Source organism: Brevundimonas sp. KH_060, from assembly GCF_057838275.1.
In genome coordinates this window covers 1,382,404-1,409,093 of record NZ_CM174463.1, presented here as the reverse complement: position 1 = coordinate 1,409,093, position 26,690 = coordinate 1,382,404, and the positions used below count along the sequence as shown (strand labels likewise).

Annotated in this window: 26 protein-coding genes; 12 read left to right on the top strand and 14 right to left on the bottom strand. The window is 66.5% G+C overall.

What is annotated here, in order from left to right:
- The first annotated feature begins 62 nt into the window (after window positions 1-62).
- The 3 genes from AC3IPP_RS06915 to AC3IPP_RS06905 all read left to right on the top strand — a co-directional run bounded on the left by AC3IPP_RS06915 (window position 63) and on the right by AC3IPP_RS06905 (window position 3,166).
- Window positions 63-1,193, top strand: coding sequence for an endo-1,4-beta-xylanase (locus AC3IPP_RS06915; protein WP_489150835.1), 1,131 nt, complete (start codon window positions 63-65; stop codon window positions 1,191-1,193).
- Between the two features lie 93 nt (window positions 1,194-1,286).
- Entirely contained in the window at window positions 1,287-2,792 is a 1,506-nt protein-coding gene (locus AC3IPP_RS06910) for an HWE histidine kinase domain-containing protein (protein WP_489150834.1), read from the top strand.
- On the top strand, window positions 2,789-3,166 hold the full coding sequence (locus AC3IPP_RS06905; RefSeq protein WP_489150833.1) for a response regulator: 378 nt from the start codon (window positions 2,789-2,791) through the stop codon (window positions 3,164-3,166). The genes AC3IPP_RS06910 and AC3IPP_RS06905 overlap by 4 nt, the downstream gene beginning before the upstream one ends.
- A 21-nt stretch (window positions 3,167-3,187) precedes the next feature.
- Here AC3IPP_RS06905 and AC3IPP_RS06900 read toward each other — a convergent pair whose 3' ends face one another.
- Genes AC3IPP_RS06900 through kdsA form a run of 4 tightly spaced genes read right to left on the bottom strand, consistent with a single transcriptional unit; the run spans window position 3,188 to window position 7,676 of the window.
- On the bottom strand, window positions 3,188-4,297 hold the full coding sequence (locus AC3IPP_RS06900; RefSeq protein ID WP_489150832.1) for a DUF3089 domain-containing protein: 1,110 nt from the start codon (window positions 4,295-4,297) through the stop codon (window positions 3,188-3,190).
- Entirely contained in the window at window positions 4,297-5,298 is a 1,002-nt protein-coding gene (rfaD, locus tag AC3IPP_RS06895) for an ADP-glyceromanno-heptose 6-epimerase (RefSeq protein ID WP_489150831.1), read from the bottom strand. The genes AC3IPP_RS06900 and rfaD overlap by 1 nt, the downstream gene beginning before the upstream one ends.
- On the bottom strand, window positions 5,295-6,755 hold the full coding sequence (rfaE2, locus tag AC3IPP_RS06890) for a D-glycero-beta-D-manno-heptose 1-phosphate adenylyltransferase (protein ID WP_489150830.1): 1,461 nt from the start codon (window positions 6,753-6,755) through the stop codon (window positions 5,295-5,297). Before rfaE2 ends, rfaD begins: the two co-directional genes overlap by 4 nt.
- An 18-nt stretch (window positions 6,756-6,773) precedes the next feature.
- Window positions 6,774-7,676 (bottom strand): 3-deoxy-8-phosphooctulonate synthase, encoded by a 903-nt coding sequence (kdsA, locus tag AC3IPP_RS06885; protein ID WP_489150829.1) that lies wholly within the window; start codon window positions 7,674-7,676, stop codon window positions 6,774-6,776.
- Between the two features lie 141 nt (window positions 7,677-7,817).
- On the opposite strand from kdsA, the gene sseA reads away from it, so the two are divergent.
- The gene (gene sseA / locus AC3IPP_RS06880) at window positions 7,818-8,660 is read left to right on the top strand and encodes a 3-mercaptopyruvate sulfurtransferase (RefSeq protein WP_489150828.1); all 843 of its coding nucleotides are present in this window, start codon (window positions 7,818-7,820) and stop codon (window positions 8,658-8,660) included.
- Here sseA and AC3IPP_RS06875 read toward each other — a convergent pair whose 3' ends face one another.
- Window positions 8,661-9,545: a DMT family transporter gene (locus AC3IPP_RS06875; protein WP_489150827.1), complete on the bottom strand. Its 885-nt coding sequence runs from the start codon at window positions 9,543-9,545 to the stop codon at window positions 8,661-8,663.
- Between the two features lie 191 nt (window positions 9,546-9,736).
- On the opposite strand from AC3IPP_RS06875, the gene AC3IPP_RS06870 reads away from it, so the two are divergent.
- The 3 genes from AC3IPP_RS06870 to AC3IPP_RS06860 are packed head-to-tail and all read left to right on the top strand — an operon-like array spanning window position 9,737 to window position 11,121.
- On the top strand, window positions 9,737-10,153 hold the full coding sequence (locus tag AC3IPP_RS06870; RefSeq protein ID WP_489150826.1) for a YbaY family lipoprotein: 417 nt from the start codon (window positions 9,737-9,739) through the stop codon (window positions 10,151-10,153).
- A gap of 3 nt (window positions 10,154-10,156) precedes the next feature.
- On the top strand, window positions 10,157-10,399 hold the full coding sequence (locus tag AC3IPP_RS06865; protein ID WP_087138899.1) for a ribbon-helix-helix domain-containing protein: 243 nt from the start codon (window positions 10,157-10,159) through the stop codon (window positions 10,397-10,399).
- Window positions 10,396-11,121 carry an SIMPL domain-containing protein gene (locus AC3IPP_RS06860; protein WP_087138898.1) on the top strand — a complete coding sequence of 242 codons (726 nt, stop codon included), beginning with the start codon at window positions 10,396-10,398 and terminating at the stop codon, window positions 11,119-11,121. Before AC3IPP_RS06865 ends, AC3IPP_RS06860 begins: the two co-directional genes overlap by 4 nt.
- 47 nt (window positions 11,122-11,168) lie before the next feature.
- Here AC3IPP_RS06860 and AC3IPP_RS06855 read toward each other — a convergent pair whose 3' ends face one another.
- Complete coding sequence (locus AC3IPP_RS06855; protein WP_489177454.1) at window positions 11,169-11,504, bottom strand: DUF488 domain-containing protein; 336 nt, start codon at window positions 11,502-11,504, stop codon at window positions 11,169-11,171.
- A gap of 16 nt (window positions 11,505-11,520) precedes the next feature.
- Window positions 11,521-11,775: a hypothetical protein gene (locus tag AC3IPP_RS06850; RefSeq protein ID WP_087138896.1), complete on the bottom strand. Its 255-nt coding sequence runs from the start codon at window positions 11,773-11,775 to the stop codon at window positions 11,521-11,523.
- Window positions 11,776-11,950: 175 nt separating this feature from the next.
- Here AC3IPP_RS06850 and AC3IPP_RS06845 point away from each other — a divergent pair, with 175 nt between their 5' ends.
- A complete protein-coding gene (locus AC3IPP_RS06845; protein ID WP_489150824.1) occupies window positions 11,951-14,290 on the top strand; it encodes an ATP-dependent helicase in 2,340 nt (779 codons plus the stop codon).
- Here AC3IPP_RS06845 and AC3IPP_RS06840 read toward each other — a convergent pair.
- Window positions 14,287-15,447: a low temperature requirement protein A gene (locus AC3IPP_RS06840; protein ID WP_489150823.1), complete on the bottom strand. Its 1,161-nt coding sequence runs from the start codon at window positions 15,445-15,447 to the stop codon at window positions 14,287-14,289. The two genes, AC3IPP_RS06845 and AC3IPP_RS06840, sit on opposite strands and share 4 nt — an antisense overlap.
- Here AC3IPP_RS06840 and AC3IPP_RS06835 point away from each other — a divergent pair.
- Complete coding sequence (locus AC3IPP_RS06835; RefSeq protein WP_489150822.1) at window positions 15,446-16,732, top strand: O-antigen ligase family protein; 1,287 nt, start codon at window positions 15,446-15,448, stop codon at window positions 16,730-16,732. The genes AC3IPP_RS06840 and AC3IPP_RS06835 overlap by 2 nt on opposite strands.
- Window positions 16,733-16,800: 68 nt before the next feature.
- Window positions 16,801-18,897 carry a DNA topoisomerase IV subunit B gene (locus AC3IPP_RS06830; protein WP_489150821.1) on the top strand — a complete coding sequence of 699 codons (2,097 nt, stop codon included), beginning with the start codon at window positions 16,801-16,803 and terminating at the stop codon, window positions 18,895-18,897.
- Window positions 18,898-18,959: 62 nt separating this feature from the next.
- On the opposite strand, the gene AC3IPP_RS06825 is transcribed toward AC3IPP_RS06830, so the two are convergent.
- The 4 genes from AC3IPP_RS06825 to tig form a co-directional block, all read right to left on the bottom strand.
- Window positions 18,960-19,496, bottom strand: coding sequence for a cytochrome b (locus AC3IPP_RS06825; RefSeq protein ID WP_489150820.1), 537 nt, complete (start codon window positions 19,494-19,496; stop codon window positions 18,960-18,962).
- A 111-nt stretch (window positions 19,497-19,607) separates the two neighbouring features.
- Window positions 19,608-20,249, bottom strand: coding sequence for an ATP-dependent Clp protease proteolytic subunit (locus AC3IPP_RS06820; protein ID WP_003165321.1), 642 nt, complete (start codon window positions 20,247-20,249; stop codon window positions 19,608-19,610).
- A 113-nt stretch (window positions 20,250-20,362) separates the two neighbouring features.
- Window positions 20,363-21,256, bottom strand: a complete 894-nt coding sequence (locus AC3IPP_RS06815) for a hypothetical protein (protein WP_489150819.1) — start codon at window positions 21,254-21,256, stop codon at window positions 20,363-20,365.
- 175 nt (window positions 21,257-21,431) lie between these two features.
- Window positions 21,432-22,775 (bottom strand): trigger factor, encoded by a 1,344-nt coding sequence (tig, locus tag AC3IPP_RS06810; RefSeq protein WP_489150818.1) that lies wholly within the window; start codon window positions 22,773-22,775, stop codon window positions 21,432-21,434.
- Between the two features lie 172 nt (window positions 22,776-22,947).
- Here tig and AC3IPP_RS06805 point away from each other — a divergent pair, with 172 nt between their 5' ends.
- A complete protein-coding gene (locus tag AC3IPP_RS06805) occupies window positions 22,948-23,649 on the top strand; it encodes an MBL fold metallo-hydrolase (protein ID WP_489150817.1) in 702 nt (233 codons plus the stop codon).
- A 54-nt stretch (window positions 23,650-23,703) separates the two neighbouring features.
- Here AC3IPP_RS06805 and AC3IPP_RS06800 read toward each other — a convergent pair whose 3' ends face one another.
- Window positions 23,704-24,000 (bottom strand): hypothetical protein, encoded by a 297-nt coding sequence (locus AC3IPP_RS06800; protein ID WP_087138887.1) that lies wholly within the window; start codon window positions 23,998-24,000, stop codon window positions 23,704-23,706.
- A gap of 185 nt (window positions 24,001-24,185) precedes the next feature.
- Between AC3IPP_RS06800 and AC3IPP_RS06795 the strand changes: the two genes are divergently transcribed.
- Window positions 24,186-24,419, top strand: coding sequence for a con-10 family general stress protein (locus AC3IPP_RS06795; protein ID WP_087138886.1), 234 nt, complete (start codon window positions 24,186-24,188; stop codon window positions 24,417-24,419).
- Between the two features lie 80 nt (window positions 24,420-24,499).
- On the opposite strand, the gene egtB is transcribed toward AC3IPP_RS06795, so the two are convergent.
- Window positions 24,500-26,665 (bottom strand): ergothioneine biosynthesis protein EgtB, encoded by a 2,166-nt coding sequence (gene egtB, locus AC3IPP_RS06790; RefSeq protein ID WP_489150816.1) that lies wholly within the window; start codon window positions 26,663-26,665, stop codon window positions 24,500-24,502.
- Window positions 26,666-26,690: the final 25 nt, after the last annotated feature.

Here is a 26,690-nt window from a genome sequence, read left to right as displayed (position 1 = left end):
CTTAACGAGAAGTTAGGCGTAGTAAGGCAGCCTTCTCGCGTTCCTCGAGGAGGTGCAGCCGAATGCTGCCGCGACCCACCAGACGAGCCTTCATCGGCGCCGCCGCGCTCGCGCCCGCCCTGGGGTTGGCCGCGTGGCGTCCCGTGCGCGAAGGCCTTCCGCTGGACCCTCCGCCCGTGAAGACCGCCGCCACGCTCGCCGACGCCGCCAGCGCGCAGGGTCGATATTTCGGCGCCGCCGTTCGGGCCGAGCAACTGCATCAGAACGCCGAACTGCGCGGCGCGGTCCTGCGAGACTGCCAGGTGCTGACGCCTGAAATCCATCTGAAATGGAACTCGCTGGAGTGGCGCAAGGGGGAGTTCAACTTCGCCCCGGTCGATGACCTGCTCGACTTCTCGCAACATCATGGGATGCAGGTTCGCGGTCACACGCTGCTGTGGGACCAAGGCACGCCGGACTGGGCCAGGCAGGAAATGCTGCGACGGCGCGACTGGTCGCTGATGTCCGGCCATCTGGAGCGGGTGCTCAAGCGATATGGCGACCGCATCGCCGACTGGGACGTCATCAACGAACCGATCGACACCCAGGGCGGAGCCGGCGGCCTGAAACGCAACGTCTTCCATCGCGCCTTCGGCCCGACCTACATCGAGCGCGTGCTGGAAGAGGCGCGCGCTCTCGCACCCAAGGCCCATCTGGTCGTCAACGACTACGGCTTTGAATACGACAACCCCGTGGACCAGGCCCGACGCAAGGCCATCGTCGCACTAGCGCGACGGCTGCGGGCCTCGGGCACGCCGCTGGACGGCATCGGCGTTCAGGCGCACCTGGACCTGTCCAAGGGCCCCCTGGCGGCCGAGGGTCTGCGCGACATGACGCAGCAACTGGTCGATCTGGGGCTGGAAATCACCGTGACTGAACTGGACGTCAAGGAATCCAGCTTCCACGGCACGGCGGCCGCGCGCGATCAGAAGGTGGCCGATGAGACGCGTCGTTATCTAGAGACCATGCTGGCCTTCCCCCAGGTGCGCGGCGTCGTCACCTGGGGCCTCAGCGACCGCCACTCCTGGCTGTCCGAGCCGCCGCAACGTCAGTATGCGGACGCTCCGCCCAACCGCGGCCTGCCTTATGACGTCGATTACCGGCCCAAGCCGATGTACCACGCCCTATCTGATGCGCTGCGCCTGAGCGCCTAGTCCTCAACCTTTACTTTTGCTGCATTTTCAGGCCAGGAAACAGGCACCCTTTCCGCTCATCCTGCGTTAGGGACGCAGTAAGAGGGGTTGGATTTGCGGAAGCTCGCCAAAACAATCGATCTGGTGGCGGCGTTCGACTCCTCTCCCAATCCCTATATGCTGCTGGATCGCGACCTGCGCTTCGCCGGCATGAACCAGGCCTATCTCGACGTCACCCATCGCCAGCGCGAGGCGTTGATCGGCCATCACGTCATGGAAATGTTCGCGCCGGGCGACGCCCCCGACAGCGAAGAGGAAGGCCGTCGCCTCCGCGCTTCCTTCGAAAAGGTGCTGGCCACGGGCGAGCCAGATCATCTGGCGGTCCTGCACTACCCCGTTCTGACGCCTGGCCCCGACGGAGAGCCCGTCTTCGATGATCGGTTCTGGAGCTGCACCCATACGCCGATCAAGAATGAGAACGGCCAGGTCACCCACATCCTTCAGCACACCAGCGATGTCACCGACCTTTTGCGTCTGCGCCAAAAGACCGTCAGTCAGGCGGGCCAGTCGTCCGCTCTGGACGCCATGGTGGGCGGCGAAGTGTTCCGACGAGCCGTAAAGATCGAGGCCAACAACCAGCGCCTCGAGGCCGAACGCAAACAACTCACCGACATGCTGATGAATGCGCCGGGCTTTGTCGCCGTGCTGAACGGCCCCGACCACATGATTCAGTTCTGCAATGACGCCTGCTATCGCCTGGTCAGCCATCGCGACATTCTGGGTCAGCCGGTGCGCGACGCCCTGCCCGAACTGAGCGACCAGGGCCACCTGGACTTCCTCAACGATGTCTATGAGACGGGCGAACCGGTCTATGGCCGCCAGCGCGCCTTCGCCCTGCGACACGCGCAGGATGGTCCGCTGGACCACCGCTACATCGACTTCGCCTATCAACCCATTCGCGACGATGTAGGCCAGATCGTCGGCATCTTCGTCCAAGGGCATGACGTGACCGACGTGGTGCTGGCCGCAGAGCGCCAGAAGCTGATGATCGACGAGCTGAACCACCGGGTGAAGAACACCCTGGCCACGGTCCAGTCGATCGCCATGCAGACTGCGCGCACGCACCAGGATCCCGGCTCCTTCGCCGCCGCCTTCCAGTCGCGCATCCTGGCCCTGTCGCATACCCACGACCTGCTGACCCGCAGCCACTGGGAAGGCGCCGACCTGCGCGCCGTGCTGGAGCATGAGACCCAGGCCCACGGCATCGGGCGATTGACGATGAACGGGCCGCACGTCGCCCTGTCGCCGGCGCGCGCGGTGTCCCTGGGCATGGTTTTCCACGAACTGGCCACCAACGCCGCCAAATACGGCGCCCTGGCCAGCGGCGACGGCCGCGTCATGGTCGACTGGCGCCTGATCGATCAAAAGTCGCCCTATCTTGAGATCACCTGGCGCGAGGCGGGCGGCGAGCCTATCCCCGAGCCGGAACGGCGTGGCTTCGGCACCCGCCTGATCGAGCGCAATGTGCGCCACGATCTGCACGGGACGGTGCAGCTCTCCTACCCGCCCGAAGGCTTCTGCGCCGAGATCAGCCTGCCCCTGGAAACGGAAACCCTATGACCGACGTGCTTGTAGGCCGCCGCGTGCTGATCGTGGAGGACGAGTCCCTGGTCGCGATGCTGCTGGAGACCATTCTCAGCGACATGGGATGCACCGTCATCGGCCCGGAATCGAACGTCGGCGATGGCCTGCGCGTCGTGACCAGCGAGACGGATCTCGACGCCGCCCTGCTGGACGTCAATGTAGCGGGCCAGGAGGTGTTTCCTATCGCCGAAGCTCTGAAGGCGCGGGGCGTCCCCTTCGTCTTCTCGACCGGCTATGGCGAAAGCGGTCTGCCCGAGCACTGGCGCGGCAATCCTACGGTGCAGAAGCCTTTCACCGACGCCGCCATTCGCGACGCCCTGATGGTCGCGCTGAACGTGAGCATGGTCTGACGGCGGCCGCCTGCTGTTCCCTCAGGCGGCTGCGGCCGGTCGCGCCTCTTCCCAGGCCTTGAGGCGGCGCAGAACGTCCGCCTCAATGTCGGCGTAGAAGAGGTTGTAGGCGGGAATCCGGCGCTGATCGGCCCAGGACACCGGCGTCCGGAAGGACTCCGAACTCAGGCGCGAGCGCCACAGGATGCCTTCGCGGCACTCGGCCGCGACCAGGCGACGCTGCAGCGCGGGCCGCGCGCCCCATTCCAGATTGGTGGCGTTGGTGGCGCCTCGGCTCTCGCGCGCTTCGGACACGGGTGCAGCGACCGATCCCGTCACCGGGTTGACGCAGGCGATAGGCGCGCCCTCCGCCTCGATCAGAGCCCCGCGATTGTCCCAGGTCAGGGCGCGGCGGATGACGCGCTTGGCCTCGCCCTCGCCATTCTCCTCGACCGCCCGCCAGGACAGGGCGCAGCCGACTTCATCGTCCGCGCGGCACAGGGGCGTGTGGGTGAAGCGGCTGACCGGCGTCACGCCTTCGACCAGATAGGCAGCGACCAGACGCGCCTTGAGCGAAGCGTCCCTGGCCACCCGGTCATGCAGCAGGCGGTCGACCAGATCAGCGCCCTGCTCCACGCCGACCAGGACGATCGGGCCGTCTGGACGCTGCGCCAGCCAATGATCAAAGGCGGTCTCGATGTCGCCATAGGCGAAGGCCCGCGCCTCGCGCGCGTCCTCGCGCAGCGTCAGGCGGCTGTAGAGGCTGGCCTGGCGATACAGGGGCACGCTGACGTCGCCGGCCGAGGCGAACGGCCCGGCGTAGTTGGGCAGGACGACGGTCCGCAGCTTGGTCAAGGCCCGGCGGTCGTCAATGGCCCCGTTCCAGTCGCTGCCGCCGTCATAGGTGGTGGAATGGACGAAGAAGACATGGGCCGGCCCAGCGCCCGGCGCGCGGGCGTTCAGCAGCGCCCAGGCGCTCTGGGCCCCGTAGTCGGGCGCCGTCGGGGGCTTATAGGTCTGGAACGGGATCTGCGGGTCCAGGCCAGCGCGCAGGATGTCCCCGCGCCAGACGGCAACCGCCGCCGTCAGCACAAGAACGAGCGCAAAGCCCGTGTAGCCGACCCACTGGCGAAAGGTCAGCTGCGGCCGCATCAGCGGTACGGGTCCGACTGGGTCAGGAAGTCCTGGACGTAGCGGCGCACGCCTTCTTCCAGCGGCGTCGATTGACCGCCGTAGCCGAGCGCGCGGATGCGATCCATGCTGGCCTCGGTGAAGTACTGATAGCGGTCGCGGATCGCCTCAGGCATGTCGATATAGGCGATGGACGGCTCCTTGCCCGCCGCCGCGAAGGTGGCGCGCGCCAGGTCGGCGAAGGAACGCGCCTGACCCGATCCCGCGTTGAACACGCCCGAGATATCCTCGCGCTCCAGCAGCCACAGGATGATGTTCACCACGTCGTCGACGAAGACGAAGTCGCGCAGCTGGCCGCCGTCGGGGTAGTTCGGGTTGTGCGAGCGGAACAGGCTGACCGTCTCGCCTGCCTGCACCTTGGGCCAGATCTGGGCGACGACCGACTTCATGCCGCCCTTGTGGCCCTCGTTCGGGCCATAGACGTTGAAGAACTTCAGCCCAGCCCACTGAGGCGGCGCCTCGTCACGATCAGCCTGGCGCACGGCATACTGGTCGAACAGATATTTTGAGAAGCCATAGGCGTTTAGCGGACGCAATGCATTCAGGCTCTCAGGATCGTCGCGATCCTCGAACCCGGCCTCGCCGTCGCCATAGGTGGCGGCCGAGGAGGCGTAGATCATCCGCACGTTACGCACCGCGCACCAGTTCCAGATGTCGCGCGACAGGCTGAAGTTAGTGCGCAGGATCAGGTCGGCGTCCGGCTCGGTCGTCGAGGAGATGGCGCCCATGTGGATCACCGCTTCGATGCGATCAGCGTGACGCTCCAGTTGGTCGAACAGCTCTTCGGGCGCCCACAGGTCGGCGATGGGGTGTTTGGCGATATTCTTCCACTTGGCGAGATCGGCCGTCTCCAGCCGGTCGCAGACGACCACGTCCCAGGCGCCGCTCTCGCACAGGCGGGCGACGATGTTGGAGCCGATGAAGCCCGCGCCGCCCGTGACGACGATCATTCGCGGGGTCATGCTTTGTCTCCAGTCATCTTCTCGATGGTCTTGGTCGTGGAATAGCCGTTGGCGAAGTCGGCCAGACGGACTTCGCCGCCCCAGCTTTCGACCTCGGCGGCGCCGACGACCTTGTCCTTGGTGTAGTCCGAGCCCTTGATCAGCACGTCGGGCTTCAGCCGCTCGATCAGGGCGATGGGCGTCGGGTCGTCGAAGGCCGTCACACGATCCACGCTGGCCAGACCGCCGATGACGGCGGCGCGGCTGTCCAGATCATTGACCGGGCGCCCGTCGCCCTTCAGGCGACGCACCGAGGCGTCGGTGTTCAGCGCCACCACCAGCCGGTCGCACCAACCGCGCGCCTGGGCCAGATAGGCGACATGACCGCGGTGCAGGATGTCGAAGCAGCCGTTGGTGAAGCCGACCTTCAGGCCCTGACGCTTCCACGCCTCGACCTGATCGGCCAGTTCGTCCAGCGGCGTGACCTTGGACTGGGCGAGCGCCGCGTGCTGGCTCATCTCGGCCTCGATCAGTTCGGCGGGCGTGACGACGGCGGTGCCGCTCTTGCCCACCACCACGCCCGAGGCGAGGATGGCGAACTGCACCGCCTGTTCCAGCGTCGCGCCCGCGCCCAGCGCGAGGCCTAGCGCGGCGAGGCAGGTATCGCCCGCGCCCGACACGTCGAACACTTCACGCGCCCGGCCCGGGAAGTGGGTGACGCCGCCGCCTCTGCGCGCCAGGGTCATGCCCTTGCCCGCGCGGGTAACGATGACGGCCTTGGCTGTGGTGGCGGACAACAGAGCGGCCAGCGCCGCCTCGACCTGTTCGTCCGTCTCAGTCGGCAGGCCGGTGGCGCCCGCCAGTTCGCTGGCGTTCGGCTTGATGACGTCCACCGCGCCATAGCGGGCGAAGTCGCGGCCTTTCGGGTCAACGATGACCGGCGCGCCGTATTCGGTCCCGGCCCACAGCGCCGCCTGAATGGCGCCGTCGTCCACCACGCCCTTGGCGTAGTCGGACAGGAGGATGGCCCCCGCGCTCTGGAACACGCCTTTGTCGGCATAGCCGGAATGGAGCGCAGCCTCATCGTCCAGACGCAGCAGTTGCTGGCCGGCGGCGACGAAGCGCGTCTTGACGATGGTGGCGGCGCCTTGGGGACGGATCAGGGCGTCCTCGATCCGATCCTCGGCGACGATCAGCTCGGCCAGTTCGGCGCCCGCTGCGTCATCGCCCGCCACCGCGCCCAGACGGGCCTGACCCCCCAGAGCCGCGACGTTGCGGGCGACATTGCCCACGCCGCCGGGCATGGCCACGGTGCGGCGCGCGCGCAGAACGGGGATCGGCGCCTCGGGCGAGATGCGGCTGACCTCGCCATAGACATAGCGATCCAGCATCAGATCGCCGACGCAGGCGACCTTCAGGTCGCGCACGCGCTCCAGCAGGGACTGCAGGGCGCCGAGATCAAGAGAACGTTCAGCCATGACGCCGAACTAGCGGATTCACGCCGTCTTCGCCATCGGCCCCTTGTGGCCGAGCTTGATAGCCAGGTCGTCGAAGGCGATCAGTTCGGCGGCCAGGGCTTCGAACTGGCTCAGCGGCACCATGTTGGGGCCGTCGGACGGGGCGTTGTCCGGGTCTTCGTGCGTCTCCATGAAGACGGCGTCGACGCCGACCGCGACGGCGGCGCGGGCCAGCACCGGCACGAACTCGCGCTGGCCGCCCGAGGAGGTGCCCTGCCCGCCCGGCTGCTGGACGCTGTGGGTCGCGTCGAAGACCACCGGGCAACCGATCTCGCGCAGGATCGGCAGGGCGCGCATGTCGCTGACCAGGGTGTTGTAGCCGAAGCTGGCGCCGCGCTCGCAGGCCATGACGTTGGGGTTGCCCGCGCCCGTGACCTTGGCGATGACGTTCTTCATGTCCCAGGGGGCGAGGAACTGCCCCTTCTTGATGTTGATGGCCTTGCCCGTGGCGGCGGCGGCCAGCAGTAGGTCGGTCTGGCGCGACAGGAAGGCCGGGATCTGCAGCACGTCCACGACCTCGCCGACCAGGCCGCACTGGGCCTCGGAGTGGACGTCGGTCAGGGTCGGCAGTCCGGTGACTTCACGGATTTCAGCGAAGATCGGCAGGGCGTCCTTCAGGCCGATGCCGCGCGCGGCGCTGGCGCTGGTGCGGTTCGCCTTATCGAAGCTGGTCTTGTAGATGATGCCGAGGTTCAGCCGCTCGCCAATCTCCTTCAGCGCATGGGCGGTTTCCAGCGCGTGCTGACGGCTTTCCATCTGACACGGGCCGGCGATGAAGACGATGCGGGCGCCGCCGCCGATGACGACGGGGGTCTTGAGGCCTTCGGACAGGGTGATGACGGCGTTCGGAGAGGTCACGGCGGCGCTTTCGACTGGTTTCAACGGCGGTTCGCGGGCCTATGCCGCGACTTTGAGTCGGACAGGTGGCGTCGAACCCTCGGCTTCGCAACCTACAAGGCGACTCAGCGCCTGACCACAGGGGCTACAGGCCCTGATATTCGCGCATTGTGGTAGCATGATCATATGACCGCTTATCCCCCGCTGATCTCTACTGCTGACCTCGAATCCCGGCTCGAGGATCCGAAGCTGCGCATCGTGGACGGCAGTTGGCATCTCGACGGACGGGACGGACGGCCTGATTTCGAAGCCCAGCGCCTGCCGGGAGCAGTCTTCTTCGATCTGGAAGCCAGTTCTGAGCAGAACTCTCATCTTCCCCACATGATGCCCTCTGCCGAGGCGTTCGCCGCCCGAATGGCCGCCTTGGGACTGAGCGAGACCAACCACATCGTGGTCTACGACACCGTAGGAATCCGTTCTGCACCAAGGGTGTGGTGGATGCTGCGGACAATGGGCGCGCATCATGTCCAGGTCCTCGATGGAGGGCTGCCCAAATGGCGTTCCGAAGGGCGTCACCTGGTTCAGACCCCCTCCACGGCGCTTGCACCTGTCTGCTTCCTGCCCCGTCCCGACGTCGCAGCGACTGCGGACCTGGATCAGGTGCGGGCCGCCCTGAGCGGGAGCTCGCAGATCCTCGACGCGCGCGCCGCTGCGCGTTTTCGCGGAGAAGCGCCCGAACCGCGCGCCGGCCTGCGCTCCGGCCACATGCCGGGCGCGCTCAACCTTCCCTTCCCCAACCTGCTGAACGCGGACGGGACGCTGAAGCAGGGCGCGGCGCTGGAAGAGGCCTTCCACGCGGCGGGCGTGGATCTGGACCAGCCCGTCATCACCAGTTGCGGTTCGGGCGTGACGGCGGCGATCCTGACCCTTGGTCTGGCCGTTCTGGGGCGGCCGTCTCGGCTCTATGACGGTTCATGGGCCGAATGGGGCGCGCGGGCCGATACGCCGGTCGTGACCGGCGCCGCCTGATCAGGCGGCCGAGCGTTTCGGCGCGCGGATCAGGAACAACTGCCCCGCCAGCACCAGAGCCAAACCGACCAGCGCCAGGACGCCGAAGCGCGCCCCTTCGAACATCACCGACACCAGCATGGCGATCGGCGGCGTCAGGGCCGAGATATAGCTGGCGGTCGCATATCCCCTCGCGCGGGCGATGGTGAAATACAGGCCGAAGGCGATGACTGAGCCGAACACCGCCAGATACAGCAAGGAAATGACATAGGCCGGGCTCCACGCCACCGACCAGGACACGCCCGTGACCAGGGCGTACAGCGTCAGCGTCCCCGTGCCGTAGGCCATGGCCCAGGCGGTCGACGGCAGCACCTGCGAGCCGGCCTGCTGTCCGCGCCAGGCGAACCAGTTGCCGAAGGCCGAGGCGACGACGGCGATCACGGCGAAGCTGACGCCCGCGACCGCATGGGCGCCCAGGCCTGCGCCCATCACCTCGCCCGCAGACAGGACGCCGACCCCGACCACGCCCAGCCCTGCGCCCAGCCAGGCGGCGCCGGCGGCTTTCTGACCCGAGGCGACGCGGAACAGGATCAGGTTCAGGAAGGCCAGGGCGGCGAAGATCACCGCCACAACGGCCGAGGCGATCTTTTCCTCCGAGGCATAGACGAAGGCGTAGCTGACGGCGAAGGAGAACAGCCCTTGCCCCAGCGCCGCCAGATGCTGGCTGCGCGTCAGGGCCAACCGCCCGCCTGTCGCCTTGACGATCAGCGCCAGCAGGGCCGAGGCGATGCCGAACCGCAGCACCACAGAAATCACCGGATCGACGGCGCCGAGCTGGAAGGTGATGGCGTACCAGGTCGTGCCCCAGATCAGGGCGCAGATCCCGACGCCGCCGAAGGCCAGCATGGCAGGCGACGAAAACCGTGACGACGCGGTTTCGGAATGAGGAGATTCAGACTGTGACACGCCGGCGACTCGGTCGAAACGAAACAGGAACTTTCGATAGCACCGCTTTATGCCCGGCGTCTCTCAACTGTTGCAGCCTTATGTGACGTTGGCGCGTTCTGCTAAGCTAGCCGCTCATGAAGGATACGCTGATGCGCCTGCTCCTCGCTCCCCTCGTTCTGGCCCCGGCCCTGATGGCCGCCGCCTGCTCCACCCTGCCGGAGGCTTCCGACAACATGACTGAAGTTCAGGTCAGCGCCCGGTATCGCGAGCGCATCATGCTGCCGCCGGGCCACGTTCTGACCGTCCGGGTCGAAGACGTCAGCCGCATGGACGCCCCTGCCCGCGTCGTCGCCGAGACCACTCAGCGCCTGGACGGTCGCGGCCCGCCCTACGCCGTCACCCTGTCGGTGCCGAACGACAAGATCGACAGCCGAATGGAATACGCCGCCCGCGCCGAAATCCGCGATCCGTCCGGCGCCCTGCGCTTCACCACGGACACGCGCCATTCGGTGCTGACGCGCGGCGCGCCGAACAGCGTCGAGATCGTCATGGTAGGCGTGCGCTAAGCCTTGAGCGGCCTCGCCAAGCGATCGGTGCTGCTGTCCGGCCACGCCACCTCGGTGGCGCTGGAGCCTGAGTTCTGGGCCGTGCTGGACGCCATCGCAGCCGAACTAGCGCTCAGCCGGTCCGGCCTGCTGATCCGCATCGACGACTGGCGGGGCCGTCGTCCCCTGGCCTCCGCCTGCCGCATCCTGGCCCTGCAATGGACCGGCGGCGACCGCAGCTTCGCAGAAGAAGAGACGACGTCATGAGCGATACGAACGCTAACCGCCTGATCCCCGCCGCCGTCTTCGGCGGACTGGTGGCCGTGGGCCTGATCGGCGGCGGCGCCCTGATCGGTCAGGGCGTGGTCAACGCCCGCGCGGGCGACCGCTCCGTCACCGTGCGCGGCCTGGCCGAAAAGGACGTGAAGGCCGATCTGGCCGTCCTGCCGGTCCGCTTCACCGCCTCGGGCGACGTGCTGTCGGAGGTGCAGGCGCGTATCGACGGCGACCTGGCCATCGTGCGCCAGTTCCTGAAGGCCCAGGGCTATCCCGACGACGCCGTGGACCTGGGCCAGTTGGGCGTGGCCGACACCCGTTCGCGCGAATACGCCAGCCAGACCGGCGGGCCGCGCTTCATCCTGACCCAGACCGTGATCGTGCGCACCACGGACGTGGATCGGGTGCAGACCACGACCCGCAACCTGAACGATCTAGTGCGCCAGGGCGTGGTGCTGCAGGACTTCAACGGCCCGTCCTACATCTTCACCAAACTGAACGACGTGCGTCCGGCCATGATCGCCGAGGCCACCGCCGCCGCCCGCAGCGGCGCCGAACAGTTCGCCAAGGATTCCGGCGCGCCTCTGGGGCCGATCAAGACAGCGGGACAGGGCTCGTTCGAGATCCTGTCGCGCGACGGTACGGGCGATGAAGCTAGCAGCCCGAACAAGAAGGTGCGGGTCGTCACGACGATCAGCTATCGGCTGAAGTAATCATGCCCCGCTCATCCCGGCGAAGGCCGGGACGAGCGGTTAAAGAGTCAGGACGCGGTCAGATAAGCTTGCAGCACAACGGCATCGTTGCGTTCCTCGTCCTTGGCCCCATAGACGAGCGTCACGCAACCGGACTTCAGCTCCGCCTTCAGTTCGGCCACCGCGTCGGGGTTGCCGTCCAGTTCGGCCCGATACCGCCGCTGGAACTCATCCCATTTCGCCGGGTCGTGGGCGAACCACTGCCTTAACGCCGTCGTCGGCGCGATCTCTTTCAGCCACAGATCGACGCGGGCCCGGTCCTTGCTCAGCCCGCGCGGCCACAGACGATCCACCAGAATACGTGTGCCGTCCGCATCCGACGGCGGCTCATAGACCCGCTTCAAGGCGACCTTCACGACCTCAAGCCTTGGGCTCGGGCGCGGCCACCTGCGGCGGTTCGGTCGGGCTGGGCAGTTTGGGCGGCGCGGGACGATCCGGCGCCTCGGGCAGGCGCGGCGCCGGTACATTGATGTCCACGTTCAGGTTGGGCGTTTCCGGGCGCATCGGCCCGCCTCGCCCGAGCAGAAACCACGCCAGAACAGCAACGACCACCACCAAGGCGCCCACGATGAAGGCGAGGCCGACGTTCGCGCCGCCGCTGGAACTGTTCGCCATCAGACGCTCCTCCCTTGCTTGCCCTGTCAGCCGCAAAACGGCGCTCGCTGTTCACGGTTCCAACCACAGATCGTGCGAATGGGACTGACTTTGGTCGCTGTGCTGCTTATGTTCTCCCTTTGAGATTCCGGCGGCTCGCCCGCCCGTCCCCGTCGCCGCCCGAGTATCCGCCCCTGTGACCGACCTGCCCGCTCCCCGCATTTCCGACCTCGCCCGCGCTCAGGCTCCGCAAGGTACGGCGCCCGACTATCTGTCGGGCTTGAACCCCGAACAGCGCGAGGCGGTGGAGACGACCGAGGGGCCGGTGCTGGTGCTCGCCGGCGCGGGCACGGGCAAGACGCGCGTCCTGACCACCCGTCTGGCGCATATTCTGGCGACCGGCCGGGCCAAGCCGTGGGAACTGCTGGTCGTCACCTTCACCAACAAGGCCGCGCGCGAGATGCGCGAACGGATCGGCCATCTGATCGGCCCGTCGTCCGAGGGGCTGCGCTGGCTGGGCACCTTCCACTCGGTCGCGGCGCAGATCCTGCGTCGCCATGCGGAGCTGGTCGGGCTGAAGTCCAGCTTCACCATCCTGGACACCGACGACCAGGAGCGGCTGCTGAAGCAGCTTTTGGAAGCGGCCAACATCGACACCAAGCGGTTCACGCCCAAGTCGCTGGCCCATATGATCGACCACTGGAAGAACCGCGGCTGGACGCCCGACAAGCTGCCGCCGGGCGAGGACTTCGCCAACGGCAAGGGCCCGGCGCTGTACGCCGCCTATCAGGCGCGACTGGCGACGCTGAACGCCTGCGACTTCGGCGATCTGCTTCTGCACAACATCACCATTCTGTCGAAACATGCTGATCTGGCAGAGGAATATCGTCGCCGCTTTCGCTACATCCTGGTGGACGAGTATCAGGACACCAACGTCGCCCAGTATCTGTGGCTGCGGCTGCTGACGTCCTCGACCGGCAATGTCTGCTGCGTGGGCGACGACGATCAGTCGATCTATGGCTGGCGCGGGGCCGAGGTGGACAACATCCTGCGCTTCGAGCGCGACTTCCCCGGCGCCAAGGTCATCCGGCTGGAGCGCAACTACCGCTCGACCAAGCACATTCTCGGCGCCGCCTCGGCCCTGATCGCGGCCAATCAGGACCGGCTGGGCAAGACCCTGTGGACCGAGGACGACAGCGGCGACAAGGTGCGCGTGCGCGGCGTCTGGGACGGCGAGGCCGAGGCCCGCCTGATCGCCGACGAGATCGAGACCGCGCGCAAGCAGGACATGAATTACAAGGACATGGCCGTTCTTGTTCGCGCGTCATTCCAGATGCGAGCGTTTGAAGAACGCTTCCTGATGCTGGCCATTCCCTATGTCGTCATCGGCGGGCCGCGCTTCTTCGAGCGGGCGGAAATCCGCGACGCCCACGCCTATCTGCGGCTGATCCAGTCCGAGGACGACGATCTGGCGTTCGAGCGCATCGTCAACGTCCCCAAGCGCGGCATCGGCGACACCTCGGTCCAGAAGATCCTTCACATCGCGCGCGAGAATGGCGTCTCGGCCATGCAGGCGGTGCGCCATCTGATCACCACGGACGAGCTTCAGGCCCGCACCCGCACGCCGCTAGCCAACTTCGTGCGCGATCTGGACCGCTGGCGCGACCTGATGGCCATGGGCACGCCGCACTGGCAGGTGACGGAGACCCTGCTGGACGAGAGCGGCTACACCGCCATGCAGAAGGCCGACCGCACCAGCGGCCAGACGCGGTTGGACAACCTCAAGGAGCTGACCCAGTCGATGCAGTCGTTCGAGACGCTGCAGGCCTATCTGGAGCATGTTTCACTGGTCATGGATCTGGAGCGCCGCGACGAGAACGCCGACGGTTCAGGCTCGGTGCAGATCATGACGCTGCACGGCGCCAAGGGGCTGGAGTTCCCGCTGGTCTTCCTGCCGGGCTGGGAGGAAGGCGTCTTCCCCAGCCAGCGGAGCATCGACGAGAAGGGCGTGAAGGGCCTCGAGGAGGAACGCCGCCTCGCCTATGTCGGCGTCACCCGCGCCAAGCAGGACGCGCGCATCAGCTTCGCCGCCAACCGCATGGTCTATGGCCGCTGGACCTCTCAGTTGCCCAGCCGCTTCGTCGATGAACTGCCCATCGCCCACGTCGAGCCGCAGTCGGACACCGGCTATTACGGCGCCTCGACCGGCATGAAGGAGGCCAAGAGCCGCTGGGACGAGGCCCCCTCCTTCGGTAGCGGCTATTCCAGCCCCGGCTGGAAGCGCGCCCAGACCTATACTGCCGCCCAGACGCCCAAGCCCGCCTACGCCCGCCGCGCCGTGATCGAGGGCGAAGGCCGCCTGATCGCCACGGCCGATCCCAAGGCGGCGTCCGGCTGGGCGCGCGGCGACCGAGTGTTCCACCAGAAGTTCGGCTATGGCTCCGTTCGTGCGGTGGAGGGCAACAAGCTGGTGGTCAGCTTCGACAAGGCGGGCGAGAAGAAGGTCATCGACACCTTCGTGGAGAAGGCGCCCTAGGCGCGCTGCCCTCGCGGGGCGAAGGACTCCCACAGCCCCGTCACCACCAGAACAATGGTCGACGCCATCGTCAGCGCCAGCGGCGACCACTGTCGCCCGATCAGGAAAACGGCTCCCAGAACCGCCCCCCCGATCACGCGCGGCCACGCCACCTTGCCCCAGATGCTGAAGACCGACAGGGCCGTGCCCAGCAGGAACAGCAGAGGACCGCCGATCAGCACGGCCGCACTCGCCGCGCCCGCCACGCCCAACGGATGCGCCAGGGCCAGCTCATCGCCGACCGCCGTCACCACGATCCCCGCCACCACGATGATCGGGCAATAGGTATAGGTTCTTCGGGCGATGGCGCCGGGGTCAGCGGCGTGGCTGATGGTTTCCGATCCCGCCTCGTGCGCCTCGCTGAAGAACAGCCACCACATGGCGATGGTGGTGACGAAGGCGGACACGAAGGCCGCGACCACCGGCGCCGTCCACGTCAGTTCCGCAAACGTCGCTCCGGTGATGATGATCGACTCGCCCAGGCAGATGATGACGAACAGGCCGACTCGCTCGGCCAGGTGCGCGCCCTCGACGTCCCAGTCCGTCGTGCTGGATCGTCCCAAGCCCGGCACGAAGAAGGCCAGAGCCGGGCCTGTGAACTCCAGCGCCAGGGCGATCAGCCAGATCAGCAGCCGCGTCTGCCCCTCGGCCAGGCCGCCGCTGATCCAGAATACGGCGCCCAGCAGGGCCCATAACGATATCCTCTGGAAGTTCGCCCTCTGCGCTGGCGAACTGCGCACCGCCCACAGGGTGAACAGGCTGCGTCCCACCTGAATGGCGGCGAAGGCGCAAGCGAACGTCAATCCCCTGTCGCCGAACGCCGTGGGCAGGGACATCGACATGACCAGGCCCGCCGCCATCAGGGCGAACATCATCAACCGTACGGGACCGCGCTCGGGATCCAGCCAGTTGGTGATCCAGCTGGTGTCGATCCACACCCACCAGACCGCCGCCAGCAAGACGGCCGCCTCCAGCGCGCCCAGCGGCGTCAGGTGCGCCAGCAGCAGATGGCTGACCTGGGTGATGGCGAAGACAAAGACGAGATCGAAGAATAGCTCGACAAAGCTGACCCGTGCATGCTCTCCGGGCCGTCGAACGCGCATCAGACTGGCGGCCATGCCCCACCCTTCCTTAACCCTGTTCCGCGAACGTGCGCCCGTGCGCGCCGTTCGTCCAGAACCTCAGACATCCTCAGTCGCGCCGCGCCTTTGGGAACAGGTCGCGGCGGCCTTCATCCTATTCCTTCTGACCGGGGCGCTGATCGGACCGATCTTTGCACCGCAGCAGCAAGAACTTCCGGCGCTTCGACTGATCTGGCCGCCGGTCTATCTGATCATACTGGGACTTATGGCGTTTCGGGCGCGCCAGATGGCGGCGGCCTGGCCCGCCTTCATCCTGCTCGCGCTGATGGTGATCCTGGCCTTGGCGTCCGGCTTATGGTCGCAAGCGCCGGACGTAACCCAACGACGGGTTCTGGCCCTGGCCCTGACCGGCGGCTTCTCCATCTATCTCGGCATCGCATTCCAGGGCGCGGAACTGCCGCGCCTGCTGACCTGGACCTTCCTTGCCCTCGGCATCGGCAGCCTGATCGCCGTCTTCCTGTTTCCGAGTCTGGGCGTCCATCACAGCGCCAACGCCGGGTTGTGGCGCGGCCTATGGTACGAAAAGAACCACATGGGAATGATCATGGCGGTCGGCCTGATCGCCGCCTCGGCCCTGCTGGCCGCGGGCGCGCCGCAGGATCGACGCATCGCCGTGGCGGCCATCGGCGTCTGCGCGCTGGCCCTGCTGGGCTCGCAGTCCAAGACCGCCCTGATCATGGCCATGCTGGGCGGCGGGCTGATCGCCATGTGCCGTTTGATCGCCCGCATGGGGCCGGTGTTCGGGGTCGTCATCGTATGGAGCCTGGGGCTGACCGCCGTCATCAGCCTGTGGGTCTGGAGCCAGTACTCCGTCGAAATTCTGGCCTTGTTCGGCAAGGATCCGACGCTGACCGGCCGCACCGAGATCTGGGCCGCGATCGAGCGCATGGCGGCGCAGAGACCCTGGCTCGGCTATGGTTACGGCGCCTTCTGGGTGCTGGATACCGAACCGATGGAGTGGATTCGTCACGAGACCGGCTGGCGCGTGCCCTCGGCGCACCACGGTTGGTTGGACCTGCGCGTTCAACTGGGCTGGACGGGGACGTGGCTGGTGGGCGCGGTCATAGCTCTGACGGCGACTGCGATACTGTTCCGCCTGAATAGCCTGGGGCGACGCGAAGGTTACTTGAGCCTGGCCTATCTGGCCGCCTTCCTGCTGCTCAGCGTGTCGGAAAGCGTCTTGATGAGCCACCAGGATCTGCCCTGGACCCTGTTCGTCGCGGTTTTGGCGCGCAACCTGGCTTCCGATCGAACAGCCTGAAGCGGGCCTTGCCCCCGCCGTGTTCGAAGCCTACCAGACCCTGCCCCGAATCGCCGCAAAATGCCCTGATGGACGACCTGTTTTCCAATCTCGACGACGCCGAACCGGCCAAGCCCGCCGCCCCTGCGCCCGCACCCGTTGCGGCGACGCCTCCGGCTGCGGCCCAGCCTGCGCCACCCGTGCATCAGCCCAAGGTCGAGCTGACGTCCCACGCCAGCGCCGCGACGGCGGCCGCCACCGGCTACTCCGCCTCCTCGATCGAGGTGCTGGAGGGGCTGGAGCCTGTCCGCAAGCGCCCCGGCATGTACATCGGCGGCACCGACGAACGCGCCCTGCACCATCTGTTCGCCGAAGTGCTCGACAACGCGATGGACGAGGCCGTCGCCAAGCACGCCAAGCTGATCACTGTCGATCTGGACGCCGAAGGCTATCTGTCGGTGCGCGACGATGGGCGCGGCATTCCGGTCGACCCGCATCCCAAGCACCCCGGCAAGTCGGCGCTGGAAGTCGTCATGACGGTGCTGCACTCGGGCGGCAAATTCTCGGGCAAGGCCTATGAGACCTCAGGCGGCCTGCACGGCGTCGGCGTCTCGGTCGTCAACGCCCTGTCGGAAAGCCTGGACGTTACCGTCTGGCGCGACGGCTTCGAATGGCGTCAGTCCTTCAGCCGCGGCCATGTGCAGGCGCCGATCCAGCAGGTCGGGCCGTCGAAAAAGAAGGGCACCCTGATCCGGTTCAAGCCGGACGATCAGATTTTCGGCGCCGGCGCGACCTTCAAGCCCGCTCGCCTGTTCCGCATGACGCGGGCCAAGGCCTATCTGTTCCGCGGCGTCGAAATCCGCTGGACCTGCGCGCCGGAACGCATCACCGACGCCACCCCTGCCCAGGCGACCCTGCACTTCCCCGGCGGTCTGGCCGACGCCCTGGCCGAGCGCGTGGGCGAGCTGGAAACCGTCACCCCCGTTTTCGCCGGTCGCGTCGAGCGCAAGGGCGAGGCGGGCGCGCTGGAATGGGCCGTCACCTGGTCCCCGATCGGCTTCGGCGACGCCGACAGCTTCGTCGCCTCCTACTGCAACACCGTCTCGACCCCCGACGGCGGCACGCACGAAGCAGGCTTCCGCGCCGCCCTGGTCAAGGGGCTGAAAGCCTACGGCGAGCTGATCAACGAGAAGCGCGCCGCCCAGATCACGGCCGAGGACGTCATCGCCAATGCGGGCGCCCTGATCTCCGTCTTCATCCGCAATCCGGAATTCCAGGGCCAGACCAAGGACCGCCTGTCCTCGCCAGAGGGCCAACGCCTGACGGAACAGTTGCTGCGCGACCCGTTCGACCACTGGCTGACCGAAAGCCCGAAACAGGCCAACGCCCTGCTCGGCTTCGTCGTCGACCGCGCTGAAGACCGCCTGCGCCGCCGCAAGGACAAGGAAGTCCAGCGCGCCGCCGCCACGCGCAAACTGCGCCTGCCCGGCAAGCTGTCGGACTGCTCACGGCAAGCCGCCGAGGGCACCGAACTGTTCATCGTCGAGGGCGACTCGGCCGGCGGCTCGGCCAAGCAGGCGCGCGACCGCACCACCCAGGCCATCCTGCCCCTGCGCGGCAAGATCCTGAACGTCGCCTCGGCCACGGCGGACAAGCTGCGCGCCAACGTCGAACTGTCCGATCTGGCGCTGGCGCTGGGCGTTCAGCCGGGCAACCGGTTCAACATCGAAGACCTGCGCTATGAGCGTATCGTCATCATGACCGACGCCGACGTGGACGGCGCTCACATCGCGGCGCTGTTGATCACCTTCTTCTACCGCTCCATGCCCGAGACGATCCGTCAGGGCCGTCTGTTCATGGCGCTGCCGCCGCTCTATCGCATCAGCGCAGGCCCGCTGTCGGAATACGCCCGCGACGACGCCCACCGCGACGAGCTGCTGGCCACCGTGTTCAAGGGCAAGAAGGTGGAGATCGGCCGGTTCAAGGGCCTGGGCGAGATGATGGCCTCCCAGCTGAAGGAGACCACCATGGATCCGAAGAAGCGGACCCTGGCGCGCGTCTCCCTGCCCGACAGCGAGGAAGAGATCGAGGATCTGGTCGAGCGCCTGATGGGCCGCAAGGCCGAGGCCCGCTATCAGTTCATTCAGGAAAACGCCCGCTTCGCCCAGGCTGACCTGGACGTCTGATTGCGCCTTACGCTGTCACTCTGGCCGCTGTCACCCTGGTGATGACGGCGGGCTGAACAAGGCTAGCCGATCATCCGGCTGACCGTGCCGTCCTTCCAGATGAAGCGGTGGACCAGCACCATCAGGATGTGACCCGCGATGGCCGCCAGCAGCACCCAGGCCAGTAGGCCGTGGACTGCGTTGGCCGGTGCGGTCATCCACGGAACTTCGGCCCAGCCGCCGTCGATCAGGCGCACGCCGAACACATCCAGCGGCTTGCCCGATCCATATTGGCGCAGCAAAGCCAGCGCCGGGACGATCAGCATCAGAGCGTAGAGCGCCAGATGCCCGACCTTGGCGGCTAGGCCCCAGAAGCCCCCGCCGTGCGCCGGACGCGTCTTCATGTTGTAGAGGCCCCACAGGGCGCGCAGCACGATCAGGGTCAGCAGGATGACGCCGATCCCTTTATGCGTGCCGACCCAGAAGGCGGTGATCGGCGCCTTGCCGACGATGATCTTCACCGCCATGCCCGTGAACTGCCACGCCAGCAGCAGAGCCATCGCCCAGTGCAGCACGCGCGTGACGACGCCATATCGGAACCCGTCGTCTCTCCACTGCATCGCCATTGAAGCGCCCTCTCCGCTGATAACCAGTCTCAAACACGATTCGAGGCGGAATCCGTCGCCGGATCCCGCCTCGCAAATTGTCGCAGCCGAAGCGGCGTCTAAGGCTTATGGAGCCTTCACGCCGTCGTCGTCGGCCTGGGTGCGCTTGTCATAGACGTGATCGACGATGCCCCAGGCCTTGGCTTCTTCCGCCGTCATGAAGTGGTCGCGGTCTAGGGTGCGCTCGACCTCTTCATAGGTGCGGCCCGTGTGCTGGACGTAGATTTCGTTCAGGCGGCGCTTGGTGGCGATGATGTCCTCGGCGTGGCGCTCGATGTCCGACGCCGTGCCGCGGAAGCCGCCCGAAGGCTGGTGCACCATGACCCGCGCGTTCGGCAGGGCGATGCGCTGGCCCGCTTCACCGGCCGTCAGGATCAGCGACCCGGCCGAGGCGGCCATGCCCATGACCACGGTCGAGACCGGCGACTTGATGTATTGCATGGTGTCATAGATCGCGAGCGCCGAGGTCACCTGACCGCCGGGGCTGTTGATGTACATGCTGATTTCCTTCTTCGGGTTTTCCGATTCCAGGAACAGCAGCTGGGCGCAGATCAGCGAGGCCATACCGTCCTCGAACGGGCCGGTCAGGAAGATGATCCGCTCGCGCAGCAGACGCGAAAAGATGTCGAACGACCGTTCGCCGCGGCTGGATTGCTCCACCACCATCGGCACCAGGTTGTTGGAGATGTAGTCGATCGGATCGCGCATGGGAGCCTTCTTCACATTCTGCCGACGCGACTCGCTGTCACCGCCGTATGCAGGGAGATATCGCCACCCAGGCGGCTGTGCGCAAGACCAGCAAAGATCGAGAAGTCATGCCCTCAAGGCTCATCGACCTCGAGGCCTTCATTCTGTTTTCGATCCCGCGCCATCAGGCGCCGCAGTTCTGCCAACTGATGGCTCGCCGCCGACTGATTGAGTTCCGCTGCATAAAGCGCCTTCAGATAGGCCTTGTCCCAGTCTGTAAGCCCTTGGACTTCGGCGTTTGCGAAGAGCCCCAGAACAGAATCATAACCGTTTACATCGGCGTCGGGATCCACCTGCGCCAAGGCCACCATGGCGGCGTAGTCAGCAAGTTGCTGAAAATTCAGACCTTCGGCATGCACCAAGTCCAGGATGATGACGACCCAGCTCAGATCGTTCCGAATGACGGTCCTTAGTCGGCTGGCGCCGATGCGTGAGTTCATCATCGGCGCCCGTTCATCCGGCAGGCGAGCAGCCCGCTGCCCCGTGTCCGAGTCGGTGGGCGTGCTGACGTGCCACCAACGCACGGCGCGATCGCCCTGCTGGAAGGCTGTGAGCGCCGCTCGACTGCGATTCATCCCTGATCCGCCGGGCAAGAAGACGCTTCGACGCGTCTCGACCAGCCCACGCGCCATGGCGGCGCCGTCTGACGCGCCAATGATCAGGATGTTGGGCCGGCACCCCGGCTCGCCTGGATTAAGGCCGATATCGAGCGCGGCTTGGGACACGCGATCAAGAACATACTGAGCCTCTTCGCGCCTGATGTTGGCGACACCCACGCAAATTCGGTCCCGCCAACGCGCCGGCCCGCGCCCGGTCGGAGGCGCAGCGACCTCGTCAATAAAATGCCGAACCTGCTCGTCGATGCGACCTCCCTGCACGACGACATCCTCAACCTGGGTAGCCGTCTCCGGCTCCTGGGGCACGCTCCCCGCCAAGGCCAAGCCCATCAGCATCGCCAGAAACGCCATCACCCCACCCTTGAAAAATATCGTTCGAGAAACACCGTTCGATAGATATCAGAAAATGATCGTGATGCAGGCTTAAATTCCATCCGTCCGTACGCAGGCACGGAAACCCGCCAAAAGAAAAACCCCGCGCCATGAATGGCGCGGGGTCATCATCAGACTAAGACCGAAGCTAGAATCAGGCCTCGTCTTCTTCCTTCAGCAGCTCTTCCTTGGAGATGGCTTCGTCCTTCACCTCGGCGATCGAGACGATCAGGTCGACGACCTTCTCTTCATAGATCGGCGCGCGCAGCTGGGCGGCGGCGTTCGGGTTCTGGCGATAGAAGTCCAGGACCATCTTTTCCTGACCCGGATAGTTGCGGGCCTCAGCCATGATGGCGTTCGACAGTTCCTGATCCGTCACGCCGACGTTGTTGGCGCGGCCGATCTCGGCCAGGACCAGACCCAGGCGCACGCGGCGCTCGGCGATCTTCTTGTACTCGGCCTTCAGTTCGTCTTCCGACTTCTTGGCGTCTTCTTCCGGCAGCTGGCCGGCGTCCTTGTCGGCCGAAACCTGGGCCCAGATGCCTTCGAACTCGGCGTCGACCATCTTCGGCGGCAGGGCGAAGTCGTGGCCTTCGTCCAGCACGTCCAGCAGGGCGCGCTTCAGCTTGAAGCGGGTGGCGCCGGCGTATTGCTGGTTCAGGTTGGACTTCAGCAGTTCCTTCAGCTGGTCCAGCGACTCCAGGCCGATGCGCTTGGCGAACTCGTCGTCGATCGTGGATTCGACCTCGGCCTTGATGGCCTTGACGGTGACGTCGAAGGTCGCGGCCTTACCGGCCAGGTGCTTGGCCTGGTACTCTTCCGGGAAGGTCGCTTCGATGGTCTTCTCTTCGCCGACCTTCGCGCCCTTCAGCTGCTCTTCGAAGCCGGGGATGAAGCGGCCCGAGCCGATGACTAGGTCCGCGTCGGTGGCGGCGCCGCCGTCGAAGGCCTCGCCGTCGATCTTGCCCAGGAAGTCGATGGTCAGTTGGTCGCCGTCGGCGGCCTTGACCGTCTTGCCCTTCTTGTCCTCGTAGGACTTGGCTTGCGAAGCCAGTTCCTTCAGCGCCTCGTCCAGGTCCTCTTCCGAGGCCTCATAGGTCGGGCGGGTCAGCTTCAGGGTCTTGGGGTCGACCGGGGTGAATTCCGGCATGACTTCCAGCGACATTTCATAGGCCAGGTCTTCCTGACCGGCGATGACCTTGTCCATGTCGGAGGTCAGGTTCATCTCGGCCGGAGCGGCCGGACGCAGCTTCAGCTCGTCCAGAGCGCCCTGGCTGGTCTCGTTCAGCGAGGCGTTGATGATTTCGCCCATGAAGTCACGGCCAAAGGTCTTCTTGACGTACGAGGCCGGCACCTTGCCCGGACGGAAGCCTTTCAGCTTCATCTGGGGAGCCACTTCCTTGATGCGGGCTTCGAGCTTCTCATTCAGCTCAGCGACTGGAATGGTCACCGCGATCACGCGGCTGAGGCCTTCGTTCGACTTTTCGACGACTTGCATGGTCGGATATCTGACGCTCTGTGGCGACGCCGCAAAGGCGCGCGGTGGATAAAGCAACAGGGCCGCCCCTTTCGGGAGCGGCACCTCGGAGCCCGCCCTTATGTCGAGAAGGGGCCGAAACGTCAACGCAACGCGGTTCCTTTGTGAGCATCGGGCCGCTATCTCATGACGCATGAGCCAGCCTTCAGCCCCCATCGGCGTCTTCGTCACGCCCGTCACCCCGCTTCAGCAGAACTGCACGACGGTCTGGTGCACGCAGACGAAGAAGGCCGCCGTCATCGACCCCGGCGGCTCGGTCGACACCATTCTGGGAGAGGTCGCGCGGCGGGGCCTGACGCTGGACGCCATCTGGATCACCCACGGCCACCTGGACCATGCCGGCGCCGCCGCCGAGATGCAGGAGAAGACCGGCCTCGACATCGTCGGCCCGCACCCTGAAGACCAGTTCTGGATCGACCTGATTCCCACCCAGGGCCAGAAGTACGGCCTGCCCGAAGCGCGCAGCTTCACCCCCACGCGGTGGCTGGACGACGGCGACGTTCTGACGTTGGGCGAGACGACCTGGGAGGTCTTCCACTGCCCCGGCCACACGCCCGGCCATGTGATCTTCTTCAACCGCGAGGCCCGATTCGCCCAGGTCGGCGACGTGCTGTTCCAGGGCTCGGTCGGGCGCACCGACTTTCCGCGCAGCGACCATCAGGCCCTTCTGACGGCGATCACCACCAAGCTGTGGCCGCTGGGCGACGACGTGACCTTCGTGCCGGGCCACGGGCCGCATTCGACCTTTGGGGCCGAACGCCGCAGCAACCCCTTCGTCTCGGATCAGGCGATGCAGGCGGCGCCGATCGCGCGCCCGGCTTCCGGCCCGGCCTGACGTCGTTGATGACGCGCCCTTGTTCGGATTGTTTCGATCCGAACCGATAAGGGTCTAGCGCGCGGCCAGCAGGCCGATCAGAACGCCGATCCCGAGCGCATAGAGCGTCATGCGGATCGGCTCATCGCGAATCGCCTCGCAGGCCTGAGAGCCGCGATGACGCGCCCAGTCGCGCACTTCGGCTGCATCCTCTCGCACGGCCCGACGCAAGGGACGCGGACGCGCGCCTCTCGCCAGAATCTCATCGGCGGCCCCTTCAAGGCGGTTGCTGCGCGTCGAGCGGCCCTCGGTAATGTCCTCAGGCGAAGGGGCGCCGTCGGCGCGTGGGGTCGGATCGTTGGAAGCCGGCATGGGCTGAACTCCTGAATTCTGCACTCAGAGCCTCGATGAACCCGCCGGAATCGTCGCGGTTCCGCCGCCGAACGACCCGCGCGGCCCCGGTTTGACGAACAGGGTTTTAATCCTTTCTCGGAACCTCCGCGCCGGCGCCGGGTTCTTTTGCGCAAGCGCCACCGTCTACGAAAGGAACATCTGAAATGGCCGAAGGTCAGCCCACCCGCGGCTCCGGTGTTTCCAAGCGAGGCTTCGCCTCCATGGACCCGGAACGTCAGCGCGAAATCGCCCGCAAGGGCGGCGCGAGCGTGCCCAGCGAGAAGCGCAGCTTCTCTCAGGATCGCTCCCTCGCAGCCCAGGCCGGACGCAAGGGCGGCGAAGCCTCCCACGGCGCCCGGAACAAGACCGGGCAGGACCCGGCGCCGCCGAAGCGCTGATCCCCGCGATCGATTTCAGAACTTTTCGACGGCGCGGGAAACCTCGCCGTTTTTCTTTGCCTGACGAGCGGACCGTGCGTTCAGCAGGCCAGAAGGGCCAGAGCCACCCGCGGGGTCTCGCTGACCTCGAACGCTTCGACGCGCCAGCCGGCGGCTTCGGCCAAGGCGCGCACGCGGGCCTCGTCGAACTTGCGCGAGTTCTCGGTATGGATCGTCTCGCCCTCGGCCAGGCGGAAGACCAGCTTGCCCAGCCGCACCGTCATGGGGCGCAGGGCCTGCAGATGCATCTCCATCCGCGCCTCGGCCGCGTTCCAGACCGCGCGATGAGCAAAGGCGTCCAGATCGAAGTCCGCGCCCAGGTCGCGGTTGGCGCGCGCCAGGACATTCAGATTGAAGCGGGCCGTCACGCCTTCGGCGTCGTCATAGGCCGCGATCAGGGTCGAGGGCTCCTTGATCAGATCGACGCCCAGAATGAACAGGGCGTCCGGTCCCAGCATGTCGCGCATGCCGCGCAACAGCGTCTCGGCCGTCTGCGGCGCCAGGTTACCGATGGTCGAACCAGGGAAGAAACCGATGCGACGTCCCTGCCCTGCCTCAGGCGGCAGAACGCCCAGGTGTTCGAAATCGCCGACGATGGGCAGCACTTTCAGGTCGGGATAGGCCTGCCTCAGACGCGCGGCCGCCTCATCCAGCGCCGAGGGACTGATGTCGATGGGAACATAGGCGGCCAGGTCCGACGCGGCGTCCAGCACGATCCGCGTCTTCTCGCTGGCGCCTGATCCCAGCTCGACCAGAACGGCGTCGGGGCCGAAGCGGTCGGCCCAGTGCGGAGCGACCCGGCGCAACAGGGCCGCCTCCTGCCGGGTCGGATAATATTCCGGCAAGCGGGTGATGGCCTCGAACAACGCCGATCCGCGCGCGTCATAGAACCATTTGGGCGGCAGGTTCTTGGGCGACGACGCCAGACCCGCGACCAGATCGCGGCGGAAGGCCTCGTGCTCGTGGTCGGTCTCAGTGCTGTAAGCGTCGTCGCCAGGGGCGGCGGCGAGGCGGACGCCCGCAAAGGCCCAGCGCTGATCCGGGTAGAAGAAGTTGCGATAGGTCGGGCGTGCATGCCCCGGCGCCGTGGCGAAGGCGCCGCCGCGCAGCACCATCTGATTGGCCATGAACTTGCCGTTGTACTCGGCCGCCGCGCCTTCAGTCGGGCGAAAGCCGGGATAGGGGCCATAGGCGCTGGCCGTCCACTGCCAAACCTCGCCATCCAGGTTGGAGAAGGCGTCGGGACGACTGCGCGCCGCGTGCTCCCACTCCGCCTCTGTCGGCAGACGACGGCCCGACCACCGCGCGAAGGCGTCGGCCTCGTAAAAGCTGACGTGGCGCACCGGCGCGGCCGGGTCGACCGGCCGTCGTCCCGCCAGGGTCAGGACCGTCCAGCCCTCCCCTTCTTCTCGACGCCAGTAGAGGGGCGCGCTCCAACCGCGCGCCTGAACCGTCGTCCAGCCGTCGCTCAGCCACAGTTCGGGCCTCGCGTAGCCGCCGTCATCCATGAAGGCCAGCCAGTCGCCGTTGGTCGTCAGGTCGGCGGCCAGGGCGAAGGGTTCCAGCCACACGCGATGCGCGGGCCGCTCATTGTCGAAGGCGAAGCCCTCAAGCGGAGCGCCTGCCTCGGCAAGGCCGCCCTCGAACGTCTGCCAGCCGCCGCGCGCCGGTTGCAGCGACGCCGCGCGCGGTTCGACCGCATAGGCCGCCGGGTCCAGCGGCGAACGCGACATCAGATGCAGCAGGTCCATCAAGAACAGCTCCTGATGCTGCTGTTCGTGGCTCAGACCCAGTTCGAACAGATAGCGCTCATGTCCTTGAAGCGGCGCCGAGGCGTCGGCCAGGCGCGCCTCCATCCTCCGGTCGACCTCGACGCGATAGGCCATGACCTCGGCCAGCGACGGACGAGTCATCAGGCCGCGTTCCGCCCGGCCGATGCGTTCGCCCAGAGCCTCATAATAGGAATTCAGGATCAACTTCAGCCGAGGGTCGATCGGCTCATAGTCTGGCCCGCTCAGCAGCATGGTTTCGAAGAACCAGCTGACATGCCCCAGATGCCATTTGCCGGGACTGGCCTCGGCCATCGACTGCGCCTGCAGGTCTTCGGCGGACAAGGATGCCGCCAGGGCCGGCATCACCGCGCGCACGCGACGATATCGCTCCAGTTCCCCGGCGGCGCGCGCCGGTCTGCGCTGCGTTCCGGCCATGATCCCGCCTGCCCCTGGGTGAGTG